Source organism: Helicobacter pylori (assembly GCF_900120335.1).
Classification (GTDB): Bacteria; Campylobacterota; Campylobacteria; order Campylobacterales; family Helicobacteraceae; genus Helicobacter; species Helicobacter pylori_BU.
This window is the reverse complement of record NZ_LT635477.1, coordinates 870,501-885,212: the sequence shown is the minus strand read 5'-3', so window position 1 is coordinate 885,212 and position 14,712 is coordinate 870,501. Positions and strand designations below refer to the sequence as shown.

The following is a 14,712-nucleotide window of genomic DNA, read 5'->3' as shown; positions in this document are numbered from 1 at the left end:
AAATCACTGCTCTTGTTTAAGGGCTTTGATTTCTAGGGTTTTTGTGGCCAACTTTTGCGCCTCGCTTTCATCATGCGTTACCATAATGAAAGTAGCGCAAGAATTTTGGTGTATTTCTTTGATGAGATCCTGTAAATTCTTACGATTCAAACTATCTAAAGCGCTAAAAGGCTCATCTAATAAAATGAGTTCTGGCCTGTGGATAATCCCCCTAATAATGCCCACTCTTTGAGCTTGCCCCCCACTCAATTCATTAGGGAATTTATCCATAAGACTCTCATCTAACCCCATTTTTAACGCTAAGGCTTTGGCTTCTTTTTGAGCGGCTTGTTTGTTTATGCCTTGTAAATTAAGGCAAAAGGTCATGTTTTGTAGAGCGTTTAAATGAGGGAATAAGGAATTGCCTTGAGCGATATAGCCTATTTTTTGGCGTAAAAAAGCGTTGTTTGAAAGGGTCTCATTAAAGATTTTAACGCTCCCAAGATTGGGTTTTAAAAGCCCTAAAATCAAGCCTAAAAGCGTGCTTTTGCCGCTCCCGCTCTCCCCTAAAACGCATAAAAAATCCCCTTTTTCAATGCTTAAATTAAAATCCTTAAAAACAGCGCGATTGTGGTAGTTAAAAGACACATTCTCTATTTTGACGATTTCTTTCATGCTTTATAACCCTAATCTTTCTAAAAAATCTTTAGCTACGATTTTAGGGCTTTTTTTCAACACTTCCACCTGATAGTTTAAATCTTGCATCATTTCATCGTTAATTTTTGAATCCAATTTTTCTAAGATTTCTAGTGCTTCAGGATACTTTTTTACTATTTCTTTTCTTATAACAATACCGGCCTGATAATTGGGGAAAAACCCTTTATCGTCCTTAAGCACCTTTAAATCCAGCTCTTTGATTTGAGCGTCTGTGGTGAAAACGTCTAAAGCGTTGATCTTATGGGATTCAAAACTTTTATAACGCAAATTAATATCCATTTCATGCAAACTTCTAAAATGAAAGCGGTAAGCTTTCACTAAGCCCTTAAAAGCGTCCTCTCTTTCAAAAAAGTCAAACTCCGCTCCAAAATCAAAATTCGGGCTATGAAAGGCTAAATCGCTGAAAGTTTCAATCGCGTATTTTTGAGCGTCTTCTTTAGAAATCGCTAAAGAATAGGTGTTATTAAAGCCCAAAAGCCCCACCCATAAAAGATTAAATTCCTTCTCATAACGCTTTTTAATCGTTTCAAAATCCACTTTTTGAGTCAAAGGGTTTTTGAGCGTGTTCACCCATGCGGTGCCGGTATATTCCACATACAAATCAAAATCGCCCCTAATCAATGCCGGATGGATATTCATCGTCCCCCCACCAATGCCAAACGCTCGCTTGATAGGGATATGGTGTTTTTCTAATAAAAGGCTTAAAATCTCGCCCAAAATATACTGCTCGCTGCTAGGTTTTGTCGCCACGACTAAGGGCTTTTCTTCTATGGCGTTTCTAGGAATGAGCCATAAAGCGCTCGCTAGCAATAAAAAAAGAAACACCGCTAAATTAATATAAACTCTTCTTTTTTGTTTTTGGGTGGCGTTTTGAGAAAATAGGCGTTGCAAGGCGTTTTCATGCTGAAACACGCTCACAAATTGATCCGCTAAAACGCTAAAAAGAGCGATGATGAAACTACCCGCCACTAAAAGCGTGGTATTTTGCGTGTTTAGCCCTCTAAAAATCGCCTGCCCTAAGCCCCCAGCCCCAATGAGCGCTCCGATCCCAGCCATCGCCACTAACATCACCACCGCAATCCTTAAGCCCACTAAAATTTGGGGGATAGCGAGCAAGAATCGCACCCTAAAAAACAACTCTTTGGGGTTACACCCTAGCCCAATAGCGGCCTTAATGACCTCTTCTCGCGCCTCTTTTAAAGCGTTATAAGTGCTATGGACAATGGGTAACAAGCCGTATAAGACCAACACCAAAAGCGCGTTTTTTAACCCCACCCCAATCACAGGAATGAATAACGCGAATAACGCCAGCGATGGGATGGTGTAGAGGAAATTCACCACAGGGAGCAAAAACGCCCTAGCCTTTGAATTATAAAACACAAAAACCCCAATCAAAACCCCAAACACCAGCACGATAAGACTGGAAAGCGCAACGATGATAAAATGCTGCGCGATCAAATCTATAAAGTAAATGAAGCGATCATGAAATTCTTTTATCAAATATTTTACCACGCTTATTTTTAACGCCATAGCAATTAAATGCTGCGTAATTACATCTACAGAATGGAGCAACCATTCATACAATTCTTTGATCAATTGTTTAAAAACGCCCATGTTTGGCATTATAACCAAACTTATTTGATATAAAAAGGTTTTTCTTAATTGGGTTTAAATCAAATTTTTACCATCAACAACAAGCGCAAACTTTTTTAAAACAAAGCCAAAAACCAATCAAATTAAAACTGAAAGGTGCGTTTGCCTAAATTCGTGCTAACTTCTATCCATAGCGGCTGGTTTTCGCATAAAATTTCATAGGCTACGCTTTGATTCCTCACTAAAGAAACGCTTTTAGGCGTGGGGTAGAGCGAGCAAGAACGCCCCTGATTGATGTCAATCTTTAAAATAACCACGCTCTCCACTACAGCGCTCACTTTCAAATAATACGACTCCCTAGCCCCTTGCCATTCTAAATAGGGCGTTTCTTGGGGGACAATCTCTAACGCCACTAAAGGGCTTTGAGCCAGTTTCAAGCGCGTTTTTTGCTCCTGCTCTTTTAGTTCTTGTTCTCTGTTGATCCCCTTATCAATCAAATCAAAAAGGTTTGAAGAAGCGTCCTTCTCTCTAGCAATAAGGCTCGCTAACAACAAAAAGATTAAAAGATAATTTTTATTCATGCGATTCATTCTTGCTGTTTGTGGGGATTGAATTCTTCATCTAAAATAGAATGGATCTTGCTCAAATCGTTCGCATCGGTTGAAAAAAAGATTTCCACACGATTGTTTTTCATTCTGTTTTCTAGGGAATCATTAGGCGCGATAGGGTTGGTAGAGCCATAAGAAGAAAAAGACAATTGGTTAGGATCCACGCCGTATTGTATAAGGACTTTCATCACCCTATAAGCACGATTGGCGGCTAATTCATAGTGGCTTTTAAAACGGGTTTTAATTAAAGGCGTATTATCCGTAAAACCTCTCACATTGATATGCACCCTTTTAGGGAGTTTTTGAATGATTTTAGCGATCCGTTCAATATAGAGCATCATGTCTTGATTGATAGCATCTGATGTAGCGTTTTCAAACAACAAACTAGAGGGGAGCTTTAAAACAGAGCCTTGATCAATTTGCTCTAAAACACTGCCTTCGCCTTTGCGAGCGATAGTGGCTTTTGTTTCGGTATTTTGCGAAGCCGGTTTGGAGCTTTCGCTCGCCATTTGCTCTTCTTCTTTCCCTGAATCAGGGGGGATCACTACAACCGGCTGCATCGCCTCTGGCTTGGGAGCGTAATTAAAAATCTTAATAAATTCGGTTTTTAAGGCTTCCACTTTGGATTTATTGACCGCTGAAATGGCATAAAGAGCGATAAAAAGCGCGAGCAACAACGACAAAAAGTCCGCATAAGGAACCGCCCATTTTTCACCGGCGGGGCATTCGGTGGGTTTGTTTTTCTTAGCCATGTTTATCCCTCAAATTGAGATTTTTTAGGCTCACCGGGAGCGATGTAGTTTAAGAGTTTGTTTTCTAAATCCCTTGGATTTTCCCCATTAGCGATGCCTAAAATCCCCTCTAAAAGAACAGTTTTTTCTTTAATAATGTCTTTAGACTTAGCCTTGAGCTTATGCCCAAAAGGGCCAAAAATCGCATAAGAACACATAATCCCTGTAACAGTAGCCGTAAAAGCCCCAGCGATCCCTGCTGCCATTTCAGCCGGGTTGTCTAGTTTTTGCAAGGCCAACATAAGCCCCATAACCGCCCCCACTAACCCCATAGTAGGAGCGGTCTCACCGGCAGTCTCCCAGTAATGAGCGGCGCCGTGGTAATACTCTTCCATTTCTTCAATGCTGATTTCTAAGCTTTCCTTAACGGATTTTAAATCCTTGCCATCTATGATCATAGACAAGCCGTTGCGGGTGAAATCGTCTTCAATTTGTGCCACTCGCCCCTCCAAACTCAACACCCCATCTTTTCTAGCGAGAGTGGCTAATTCCACTAAATTTTTAATGGTTTCGTTTAAATTGATTTTAGGGTTTAAAAAAACAATTTTTATTTCTTTGTAAGCGGCTTTCACGTAACGAGCATGCGTGCCTGTCATGGCGGCAAAAAGCGAAGTAGGCACGATGATAATGACTGAACTCAAATGGATAATGTGTAACGGGTTACCATCTTCTAAAATATCGCCTAACGAAATAGAAGCGACCGCCAATACCAAGCCTAGTATGGTTGATAGATCCAAAACTTACCCCTTAATCTAAATTTCATAATCTTGTAAATGCGTGATTTTATGCGTGCCACAAACCCTACAATCAGGGTTTTTGGGTGCTTGAATTTTTTTAAAATCCATCGTTTTAATATCGGCTATAAGTAAAGTATTTATAAGTAAAGTTTCAAACCCTAAAAAATATTTAAGGCATTCGCTCGCTTGGATACACCCTAAAACCCCGGGCAAGACCCCAAAAAGCCCTGAAAGAGGATTTAATCCTTTTTTAGGTGGCTTATCAAAAACACACGCTAAGCATGCGCTATTAGGTAAAACGCTCATGCTTTGCCCCCTGTATTTTAAAACCCCGGCATGCGAATAGGGTTTTTGGGCCAACACGCAAGCGTCATTGATCAAAAATTTAGCGTTAAAATTGTCCGTGGCGTCTATGATAAAATCGTAAGGCTCTATGAGAGGAAGAGCGTTATGGGCCTTAAAGCGTTCTTCAAAGGTTTCTACTTCAATACCAGCATTGAGTTGTTTTAAGCGGGCTTTCGCGCTAGAGACTTTAGGTTGGTTTAAAAAATCCTGTGAATGGATGATTTGTCGTTGCAAATTACTCATATCTACTGAATCAAAATCCACAATGCCTATTTTTCCTACCCCAGCGGCGCACAAATACATCAAAACCGCTGATCCAAGCCCCCCGGCTCCAATGACTAAAACGCTAGATTTTAAAAGCTTCAATTGGCCTTCTTCGCCCACATCTTCTAGCATGATATGGCGTAAATAACGCTCTTTGTCTAGCCGGCTTAACAATTAAGCCATCCTTGAAACCCAAATCTTAGAATGCTCTCTTTCGGCAAAAAAACTTGTTTTATCCCCATGCCCTGGATAAATCTCTATGTCTTTAGGGAAATCCAAACTTTGAAACCTTAACAGGGACTCTTTCATGTCTTTTTCATTAGAATAAGGGAAATCATAGCGACCAATGCTACGATAAAAAATAAAATCCCCGCTAAAAATCACCCCTTCAATTTCTATAATAGAACAACCGGGCGTGTGTCCGGGAAAATGCCAGTATTTAATGGTAGTGTTTGCTATCTCTAAAGTGGTGCAACCTTTATTGCAAGGCACGCTAAATGTGGGGCTAAAGACGGGCATGCCCAAATGGAAAATATCATTTTCTAGCATGAACACATCGTCTTTGGGGGCGTAAATGGGGGTGTCTTTAAGGGCTTTGGATAATTGAGCGCTATCCCATACATGATCATAATGCCCATGCGTGATTAAAATCGCCTTAGGGTTCTTGGCGTTTTCCAACACCCATTCGCTGCTAGAAAATCCGGGATCGATGATAAAATCCACCCCACCAGAAAGCTTCACAATATAAGCGTTTTCTTCCACCGCCCCACACTCTCGCCTTAAAATTTCCAAACTCTAAACTCCCTTCAAACTAGCCTAAAAAGTCATTATTATTGAATATCATAGCGCAAAAATAAGGCGATTTTGACTAGAATAGCGGTCTCTTATTGTTGGTTAAAATGAGTTTAATAAAAGGGAAATCGTGCGATCGTTTGGGAATTACATGCAAGAGTGGCTTTATGGCGAAAAAGGGTATTACAGAAAGGCGCTAATCGGTCCAAAAGGGGATTTTTACACTTCGGTGTCTTTGAGTAAGTTTTTTGGGGGCGCTATTGCGTTTTATATCATTAGGCTTTTAGAAGAAGAAAAATTATTTTTGCCTTTAAAAATTGTAGAAATTGGCTCTCATCATGGGCATTTTTTGAGCGATATAGCCAGTTTTTTAAACGCTTTGAGCGTGGGCGTAATGGAAAAATGCGAATTTGTCAGCTGTGAGCCTTTAAAGGAATTGCAAAATATCCAACGAACTATTTTCAAACAAGCCACGCAATTGGATTTAATCAGTTGCGCTTTAGAAGAGCTTGATTTTAAAGAAAAAAAAAGCGCGTTCGTTGTCTCTAACGAATTGTTTGACGCGTTCGCTTGCGAGATCATTAAAGATGATCAAATGCTTTTTATCACCCATGATCATCAAGGCGTTTGGGGTGGTATTGATGAACCCACTAAAGAACTTCTTAAAAATTTGAATTTAAAAGAAGGGTGCGCGCCGTTATTTTTGAGCGCTTTCATTAAGGATTTGTTAGAAAAATTGAATGAGGCTTCTTCTTGGGTGTTTTTGAGCTTTGATTATGGCGATGAAACAGAGCGAAAAGACATGCATTTAAGGGCTTTTAAAAACCATCAAGCACTGGATTTTAAGGATATTTTAAACCATCTGGCTTCTTTGTATCAGCAAAGCGATTTGACTTATGATGTTAATTTTTCTTTGGTGCGCTTTTTGTTTGAAAAACACGATGCGCGATTTTCATTCTTCAAATCGCAGGCTAACGCTTTGTTGGATATGGGGCTTATGGGATTGTTGGAGGTATTTTCAAAAAGCGTGAGTTATGAAAGGTATTTAAAAGAAGCGGCTAAAATCAAGCCCCTAATTAGCCCTGGGGGTTTGGGGGAGCGCTTCAAAGCGTTAGAGTTTGTGAAAAAATAAAATATAAAAAAATGATCAAAAGTATTTTTACAATTTAATAACAAAGAGCTCGCGTATTTTTGAAGAGGGAATTGGTATTTTAGATTTTTTAGAATATTAAATACTAAATATTTACTATTAAACGCTACGCTTTTGGGACTCGGTTTGTTTGAAAAGTTGGAGAGGGGCTAACTTGCTTTCTCAGTTTAAAGGTAAGAGCGTCAGGACATTTTAATGAAAAAGTTGATTAAAATGCTAAGTTATAGTAAAGAAGGAAGGAATATAATGCCCTTCGCTCTTACCTTCGCCGGCCATTATACCAAAAAAAAAAAAAGATGTTATTTGAGCTTTATTTTTAACATTCTATTTTTCTTTTTTACAAAATGAAACAATTTTTGAGTTTATTTAATATTGGTATTTAAAAGAAAGAATCGCTATAATTTGAAACAATTTAAGTCTATTGATGGGATAAAAGGGGTTTTTTGAAAATTTTTCTTTCTTGTAAGTCTTTGTTGAGCCAAAAAAGTTTGGAATTTTATTTGAGCGATTGCCTCTCTCCTATGGAAGTTTGCGACTTTGTTTTAAGCGATGATGAAACGCTAGAGATTAATAAGCCCCTATGCTTTATAGAAGAGCGTTTAAGAAAGCCTTTCACCAAACAGAGCGTGAAAGAAGATGTCAAAAATTTTTATCGCACTTTAAAAGAGAGCGAAAAACCTTGCGAAGAATGCGAAGAAATGAAAATTTCTAAAGAACAAAAGATTCAGCAATTATTAGAAGAATACACCCAAAAATTATGCCAAATCATCAGCCAGTAAAAAAATTTAAGATTATTGGGGGGGCTTGTAAGGGATTGGGCTTGAATTTGCCTAACATTTCTAGCACGCGCCCCACGAAAGCGATCGTAAGAGAGTCGTTTTTTAACACCTTGCAAGCAGAAATTATAGGAGCGCATTTTATAGAAGTGTTTTCAGGCAGCGCTTCTATGGGTTTAGAGGCTTTGAGTAGGGGGGCTAAAAGCGCGGTGTTTTTTGAGCAAAATAAAAGTGCTCATGCCACGCTTTTAGAAAATATTTCTCTCTTTAAAAACCGCCTGAAAAAGGAAATGGAAATTCAAACCTTTTTAGATGACGCTTTCAAGCTTTTACCCACGCTGCGTTTAAAAAATGGCGTTTTGAATATTATTTATTTGGATCCTCCTTTTGAAACAAGCGGGTTTTTAGGGATTTATGAAAAATGTTTTCAAGCTTTAGAAAGGTTATTAAAACGCTTTAATCCAAAAAATCTTTTAGTGGTTTTTGAGCATGAAAGCCTGCATGAGATGCCTAAAAATCTCGCAACTTTAGCTATAATCAAACAGAAAAAATTCGGGAAAACCACTTTAACTTATTTTCAATAGGAATAGGCATGGCAGAAGAACAAGAAAATACCGCGCAACAACCCCCCAAAAAAAGCAAAGCCCTTTTATTTGTCATTATTGGAAGCGTGCTAGTGATGCTTTTATTGGTGGGGGTGATTATCATGCTGCTTATGGGGAATAAGGAAGAATCCAAAGAAAACGCTTCTAAAAACATCCAAGAAGTCCAAGCTAATCCTATGGCGAACAAAAATCAAGAAGCCAAAGAAGGCTCTAATATCCAGCAATATTTGGTGCTTGGGCCTTTGTATGCGATTGATGCGCCTTTTGCGGTGAATTTGGTTTCTCAAAATGGCAGACGCTACCTTAAGGCTTCCATTTCGTTAGAATTGAGCAATGAAAAGCTTTTGAATGAAGTCAAGGTTAAGGACACAGCGATTAAGGACACGATTATAGAGATTCTATCGTCTAAAAGCGTGGAAGAAGTGGTTACTAACAAAGGCAAAAACAAGCTTAAAGATGAAATTAAGAGCCATTTGAATTCGTTTTTGATCGATGGCTTTATTAAAAATGTCTTTTTCACTGATTTCATTATTCAATAATTTTAAATGATTGGCATAGATATTGTCTCTATTGCTAGGATAGAAAAGTGCGTGAAACGCTTTGAAATGAGGTTTTTAGAGCGTTTTTTATCGCCAGGTGAGATTGTTTTATGCAAGGATAAATTTAGCAGTATCGCCGGGTTTTTCGCGCTTAAAGAGGCTTGCTCTAAAGCCCTTCAAGTGGGCATTGGTAAGGAATTGAGTTTTTTGGATATGCGTATTTCTAAAAGCCCTAAAAACGCCCCCTTAATCACCCTTTCTAAAGAAAAAATGGATTATTTTAACATCCAAAGCTTGAGCGCGAGTATCAGCCATGACGCTGGTTTTGCGATAGCAGTCGTGATGGTTTCTTCGTCAAATAGATAAATAACGCATTCTAAAACCCCCTAACATTCTGTTTTAAAAAACGCTTAGCAACTTGTTTAAAAAACACTAAAAACTTTTTTCAAATCGTTTTGATAACAAATTGTAAATCAATAGAATCAAACTTCAAAATTTAAGTTAATTATAATAATTATTTTTATAATATGCATCGGTTTGAATTAAATAAGAAAGGTTATCATAATGAATGGTTATTTGAGGGTAAAAACCCCGTATTTTTTAGCGTCGGTCGTTTTGACTTTTTTATCTTTTAATTCTTTTATGAGCGCGAAAGATAAGCACCATTTTTTAAAAAAAGTTACAACCACCGAGCAAAAATTCAATCCAAGCGCCCCGCTTTCATGGCAAAGCGAAGAGGTGCGTAATTCCACAAGCTCTCGCACGGTGATTTCCAACAAGGAACTCAAAAAAACGGGGAATTTGAATATTGAAAACGCCTTGCAAAATGTGCCAGGGATTCAAATCAGAGACGCTACAGGCACGGGCGTGCTGCCTAAAATTTCAGTGCGCGGTTTTGGTGGGGCGGTAACGGGCATAGCAACACCAACATGATTTTAGTCAATGGAATCCCCATTTATGGCGCGCCGTATTCCAATATTGAACTAGCAATTTTCCCTGTTACTTTCCAGTCAGTGGATAGGATTGATGTGATTAAGGGCGGCACAAGCGTCCAATACGGACCTAACACTTTTGGAGGCGTGGTGAATGTCATCACTAAAGAAATCCCAAAAGAGTGGGAAAATCAAGCGGCTGAAAGGATCACTTTTTGGGGGCGATCCTCTAATGGGAATTTTGTCGATCCCGAGGAAAAAGGCAAGCCCTTAGCCCAAACTTTAGGAAACCAAATGCTGTTTAACACTTATGGGAGAACGGCCGGGATGTTGGGTAAGTATATAGGCATTAGCATGCAAGGCAATTGGATTAATGGGCAAGGTTTCAGGCAAGATAGCCCTACAAAGGTGCAGAATTACTTGCTTGATGCGGTTTATAAGATTAATGCGACCAATACTTTTAAAGCCTATTACCAGTATTATCAATACAATTCTTACCATCCAGGCACTTTGAGCGCTCAAGATTACGCCTATAACCGCTTCATCAACGAGCGCCCTGACAATCAAGATGGAGGGCGAGCCAAACGCTTTGGGATCGTGTATCAAAATTATTTTGGCGATCCGGATAGGAAAGTGGGGGGCGATTTTAAATTCACTTATTTCACGCATGACATGAGCAGGGATTTTGCGTTTTCTAACCAATACCAAAGCGTGTATATGAGCAGTCAAAATAAGATTTTACCCTTTAAAGGAAAGGGGGAAATCAGCGCGACTAACCCTAATTGCGGTTTGTATTCTTATAGCGATACGAATAGCCCTTGTTGGCAATTTTTTGATCAGATCCGCCGCTTCGTGGTGAATGCCTTTGAGCCAAAACTCAACCTCGTTGTCAATACCGGTAAAGTCAAACAAACTTTTAACATGGGAATGCGGTTTTTAACCGAAGATTTATACCGCCGATCCACCACTAGGAAAAACCCTAGCATGCCTAATAATGGCAGTGGGTTTGATGCAGGAACTTCGCTCAATAATTTCAACAATTATACCGCCGTGTATGCCAGCGATGAAATCAATTTCAATAACGGCATGCTAACGATCACGCCGGGTTTGAGATACACCTTTTTAAATTATGAAAAAAAAGACGCTCCCCCTTTTAAGGCAGGCCAAACCCCAAAAACCACGAAAGAGCGTTATAACCAGTGGAATCCGGCAGTGAATGTCGGCTATAAACCCATTAAAGAATTGTTGTTTTATTTCAACTATCAAAGGAGCTACATCCCGCCCCAATTCAGCAATATCGGTAATTTTACAGGCACAAGCACGGATTATTTTCAAATCTTTAATGTCATGGAGGGCGGCTCAAGATATTATTTCAACAATCAAGTGAGTTTTAACGCGAATTATTTTGTGATTTTTGCGAATAACTATTTTACCGGGCGCTATGGGGATAACAGAGAGCCGGTCAATGCGAGATCGCAAGGCGTGGAGTTGGAATTGTATTACACGCCAATTAGAGGGCTTAATTTCCATGCGGCTTACACTTTCATAGACGCTAATATCACAAGCCACACGATGGTCACTAACCCTGCTAATCATAAAGGGCCTAAAAAAGATATTTTTGGCAAAAAACTCCCTTTTGTAAGCCCGCACCAATTCATTTTAGACGCGAGCTACACTTACGCCAAAACCACGATTGGGTTGAGCTCTTTCTTTTATAGCCGCGCTTATAGCGATGTGTTAAACACCGTGCCTTTCATTCAATACGCGCCCACGATTAAAAACGGGGCTATCACCACCAGAACAGCGGGCATGACGCCGTGGTATTGGGTGTGGAATTTGCAAATTTCTAGCACTTTGTGGGAACGCAAAAAGCAAAGCGTTCATGCGAGCTTGCAAATCAATAACATTTTTAACATGAAATATTGGTTTAGTGGGATAGGCACTAGCCCTAACGGAAAAGAAGCCGCGCCTCCTAGAAGCATCACAGCGTATGTGAGCTATAATTTTTAAGGTTTAATCTTTATGGCTGTAATGGCTTGAGCAGTTGGGTATAAAAAACAACCCTTTGTTTTAAATGATCTCTTAGAGCGCGGTAATTAGGGCAAAAGGTTTTTACGCAACGCCAGAAATTTTTGGAATGGTTTTTGTGGATCGTGTGGGCGAGCTCATGGATGATGACGTAATCAATCGCTTCTTTTTGGGCGCAAACCAATAAAAGAGCGAAACTCAAGCGGTTATGATAAGAGCAGCTCCCTAAAACTTTGGCGTTATTCCTAACACTAAAACCGGTATAGGAAGTTTGCATTTTTTGAGCGATTAAGGGGAGTTTTCGCTCCAAATAAGTTTTTAAGATTTTTTTAAGATCTGTTAGGGTGTAATCGTTGGCGTTTTTCACCTCATCAAACACAAGGATTTTATTTTGATAGGTTTCTAGGCGCGAGTGTAAAAGGGAGTGTTTTTCTTGCATCGCTAAAAGGGTTTTTTTTAGCCAAGCTTCTTGCTCTTTTAAAAAAGCGTTCGCCCTAGCTTGAGGGCAGGAATCAGGCATTTTTAGAATCACTTCTAAAGAAGGCGTGATATTCAAGCTTAGGGTTTTGATTTTTTTACTTTTTTGAATGGTAATAGGAATATCATCTAACATGGTGCGTATTTTACTAAAATTTGCGCTAGAATGTAAATCTGTTTAATATTGATTTTATTTGTATTAAGAATTAAGGCTAACATGCGTGTTTTTATTATTCATTTAAGCCCCAAAACCTGTCACAATTTTTCTTTAAAAGAAACTCATATAACCCCCCTTTTAGAGAGCCTTAAACTTCAAGGGGTCTCTTATGAAATTTTTGATGCGATCTATTCTAAAATCTCTCCCACTCAATTACACCCCTTGATTTTAGAGCATTTGCATCCTTCTTTTGTGATTGAAGATTTATTAGTTTTTTGTAAGAATGAAAAACACCCCCCTTGTGCGTTAAAAAATTTCTTTCATGCGATCAAGCATTGCGGGAAGAGGATGGGGTTTGGGGAGCTTGGGTGCTATGCGAGCCATTATTCGTTGTGGCAAAAATGCATAGAACTCAATGAAGCGATCTGTATTTTAGAAGACGATATTATTGTAAAAGAACATTTTAAAGAGAGTTTGGAATTTTGCCGCCAGCACATCAACGAATTAGGCTATATCCGCTTGATGCATTTAGAAGAAAATGTGGCTAAACAAAAGACTCCCGTTAAAGGAATTTCTCAAATCCTAAATTTTAAAGATGGCATTGGCACTCAAGGGTATGTTTTAGCCCCAAAAGCCGCGCAAAAATTATTGAAATACAGCGCGAAAGAATGGGTGATGCCTATAGATTGCGTGATGGATAGGCATTATTGGCATGGGGTCAAAAACTATGTGTTAGAAGAATTTGCGATCGCTTGCGACGGGATGAACGCTCAAAACTCCAACACAGAAAAACAAAGGCCTAAAAAATTACCTTTAAGCATCAGGATTGGCCGTTTTTTACACAAAAGCGTGGTTAAAATCTTGGATAAAGTTTTTAGATATAGCTCAAAACCAATTATTAGAAAAAACTAATTATTAGAATTTGCAAACATTAGAATAAGTCTTTGAGCATTTCTTGCATATAGGGGAAGTTTCATTCAATTGATTTAAAGACTTAAGCGGTTTGCTAAATAAAGCAATAAAGTAATAATCGTTATTAAACATGCTATATTTCTTTTTTCACAATCTCAATTAATTTTTAATTGGATGAGACTAGGGGGAATGAGACTTAGGGAGTTAGAATGATCTTAAGAAGAGTTACTGAAGCTTTAGAAGCGTATAAAAATGGCGAAATGCTCATTGTCATGGACGATGAAGACAGAGAAAATGAGGGGGATTTGGTTTTAGCTGGGATTTTTTCTACCCCTGAGAAAATCAATTTCATGGCCACGCATGCTAGGGGGTTGATTTGCGTGTCTTTAACCAAAGATTTAGCGAACAAATTTGAATTACCTCCTATGGTTAGCGTGAATGATTCTAACCATGAGACCGCTTTCACGGTTTCCATTGACGCTAAAGAAGCCAAAACCGGGATTTCTGCTTTTGAAAGGCATTTGACGATTGAATTATTGTGTAAAGACACCACTAAACCGAGCGATTTTGTGCGCCCGGGGCATATTTTCCCTTTGATCGCAAAAGATGGAGGCGTGTTAGCGCGCACGGGTCATACTGAAGCGAGCGTGGATTTGTGCAAATTAGCTGGATTAAAGCCCGTGAGCGTGATTTGTGAAATCATGAAAGAAGACGGCTCTATGGCGAGAAGGGGGGATAAATTTTTGAGCGACTTTGCCCTTAAACACAACCTTAAAACCCTCTATGTTTCTGATTTGATTAGTTATCGTTTGGAAAATGAAAGTTTGCTGAAAATGTTTTGCCAAGAAGAAAGGGAATTTTTAAAACACCAAACGCAATGCTACACTTTTTTAGACCACCAGCAAAAAAACCATTACGCTTTTAAGTTTAAAGGCGCAAAAACCCATGATTTAGCCCCTTTAGTGCGTTTCCACCCTATCAAAGAGGATTTTGATTTTTTAACGACTGATGCGTTTGAAGTGTTTTTTAAAGCGTTAGAATATTTGAAGCGCGAAGGGGGCTATTTGATCTTTATGAACACCCATTCTGAACAAAACAATATCGTTAAAGATTTTGGGATCGGGGCGTTAGTGTTAAAAAATTTGGGGGTAAAGGATTTCAGGCTCTTAAGCTCTTGTGAAGACAGGCAGTATAAGGCTTTGAGCGGGTTTGGGCTTAAGCTTGTGGAAACGATTAGCCTTTGAGGCTTGTTAAGCTTTACTGAATGTGTTGTAATGTTTTTAAGGTATAATAAACTCTTTTTAAGTCAA

Annotated in this window: 15 protein-coding genes and 1 pseudogene; 8 read left to right on the top strand and 8 right to left on the bottom strand. The window is 39.0% G+C overall.

The genetic code is table 11. The annotated features are described in order from the left end of the window. Positions 1–3: 3 nt before the first annotated feature. From egtV to CS889_RS04300, 7 genes are all read right to left on the bottom strand, one after another. On the bottom strand, positions 4–654 hold the full coding sequence (egtV, locus tag CS889_RS04330; RefSeq protein ID WP_089086943.1) for an ergothioneine transport ATP-binding protein EgtV: 651 nt from the start codon (positions 652–654) through the stop codon (positions 4–6). A 3-nt stretch (positions 655–657) separates the two neighbouring features. Next, positions 658–2,319 (bottom strand): ergothioneine transport permease/ergothioneine binding protein EgtU, encoded by a 1,662-nt coding sequence (gene egtU, locus CS889_RS04325; protein WP_089086942.1) that lies wholly within the window; start codon positions 2,317–2,319, stop codon positions 658–660. 113 nt (positions 2,320–2,432) lie between these two features. Next, positions 2,433–2,879, bottom strand: coding sequence for a hypothetical protein (locus tag CS889_RS04320; RefSeq protein ID WP_001081239.1), 447 nt, complete (start codon positions 2,877–2,879; stop codon positions 2,433–2,435). Then, entirely contained in the window at positions 2,876–3,649 is a 774-nt protein-coding gene (motB, locus tag CS889_RS04315; protein ID WP_001085350.1) for a flagellar motor protein MotB, read from the bottom strand. The genes CS889_RS04320 and motB overlap by 4 nt, the downstream gene beginning before the upstream one ends. A gap of 2 nt (positions 3,650–3,651) precedes the next feature. Next, positions 3,652–4,425 carry a flagellar motor stator protein MotA gene (gene motA / locus CS889_RS04310; RefSeq protein ID WP_000366185.1) on the bottom strand — a complete coding sequence of 258 codons (774 nt, stop codon included), beginning with the start codon at positions 4,423–4,425 and terminating at the stop codon, positions 3,652–3,654. Between the two features lie 15 nt (positions 4,426–4,440). Continuing rightward, positions 4,441–5,208, bottom strand: a complete 768-nt coding sequence (locus CS889_RS04305) for a HesA/MoeB/ThiF family protein (protein ID WP_089086941.1) — start codon at positions 5,206–5,208, stop codon at positions 4,441–4,443. Continuing rightward, entirely contained in the window at positions 5,209–5,826 is a 618-nt protein-coding gene (locus CS889_RS04300; protein WP_089086940.1) for an MBL fold metallo-hydrolase, read from the bottom strand. 130 nt (positions 5,827–5,956) lie between these two features. Here CS889_RS04300 and CS889_RS04295 point away from each other — a divergent pair, with 130 nt between their 5' ends. The 6 genes and pseudogenes from CS889_RS04295 to CS889_RS04270 all read left to right on the top strand — a co-directional run bounded on the left by CS889_RS04295 (position 5,957) and on the right by CS889_RS04270 (position 11,838). Beyond that, positions 5,957–6,958, top strand: a complete 1,002-nt coding sequence (locus CS889_RS04295; RefSeq protein WP_089086939.1) for an SAM-dependent methyltransferase — start codon at positions 5,957–5,959, stop codon at positions 6,956–6,958. Positions 6,959–7,419: 461 nt separating this feature from the next. Continuing rightward, a complete protein-coding gene (locus tag CS889_RS04290) occupies positions 7,420–7,755 on the top strand; it encodes a dihydroneopterin aldolase (RefSeq protein WP_089086938.1) in 336 nt (111 codons plus the stop codon). Beyond that, positions 7,734–8,336: a 16S rRNA (guanine(966)-N(2))-methyltransferase RsmD gene (gene rsmD / locus CS889_RS04285; protein ID WP_089086937.1), complete on the top strand. Its 603-nt coding sequence runs from the start codon at positions 7,734–7,736 to the stop codon at positions 8,334–8,336. The genes CS889_RS04290 and rsmD overlap by 22 nt, the downstream gene beginning before the upstream one ends. 8 nt (positions 8,337–8,344) lie before the next feature. Beyond that, a complete protein-coding gene (gene fliL / locus CS889_RS04280) occupies positions 8,345–8,896 on the top strand; it encodes a flagellar basal body-associated protein FliL (protein WP_089086936.1) in 552 nt (183 codons plus the stop codon). Positions 8,897–8,902: 6 nt separating this feature from the next. Further along, positions 8,903–9,262, top strand: a complete 360-nt coding sequence (acpS, locus tag CS889_RS04275; protein ID WP_089086935.1) for a holo-ACP synthase — start codon at positions 8,903–8,905, stop codon at positions 9,260–9,262. A gap of 198 nt (positions 9,263–9,460) precedes the next feature. Continuing rightward, positions 9,461–11,838, top strand: a pseudogene (locus CS889_RS04270) (TonB-dependent receptor family protein). A gap of 10 nt (positions 11,839–11,848) precedes the next feature. On the opposite strand, the gene CS889_RS04265 reads toward CS889_RS04270, so the two are convergent. Then, entirely contained in the window at positions 11,849–12,469 is a 621-nt protein-coding gene (locus tag CS889_RS04265; RefSeq protein WP_089086934.1) for a M48 family metallopeptidase, read from the bottom strand. A gap of 81 nt (positions 12,470–12,550) precedes the next feature. Here CS889_RS04265 and CS889_RS04260 point away from each other — a divergent pair, with 81 nt between their 5' ends. Beyond that, a complete protein-coding gene (locus tag CS889_RS04260) occupies positions 12,551–13,402 on the top strand; it encodes a glycosyltransferase family 25 protein (RefSeq protein ID WP_089086933.1) in 852 nt (283 codons plus the stop codon). Positions 13,403–13,611: 209 nt separating this feature from the next. Next, the gene (locus CS889_RS04255) at positions 13,612–14,646 is read left to right on the top strand and encodes a bifunctional 3,4-dihydroxy-2-butanone 4-phosphate synthase/GTP cyclohydrolase II (protein ID WP_000603442.1); all 1,035 of its coding nucleotides are present in this window, start codon (positions 13,612–13,614) and stop codon (positions 14,644–14,646) included. Positions 14,647–14,712: the final 66 nt, after the last annotated feature.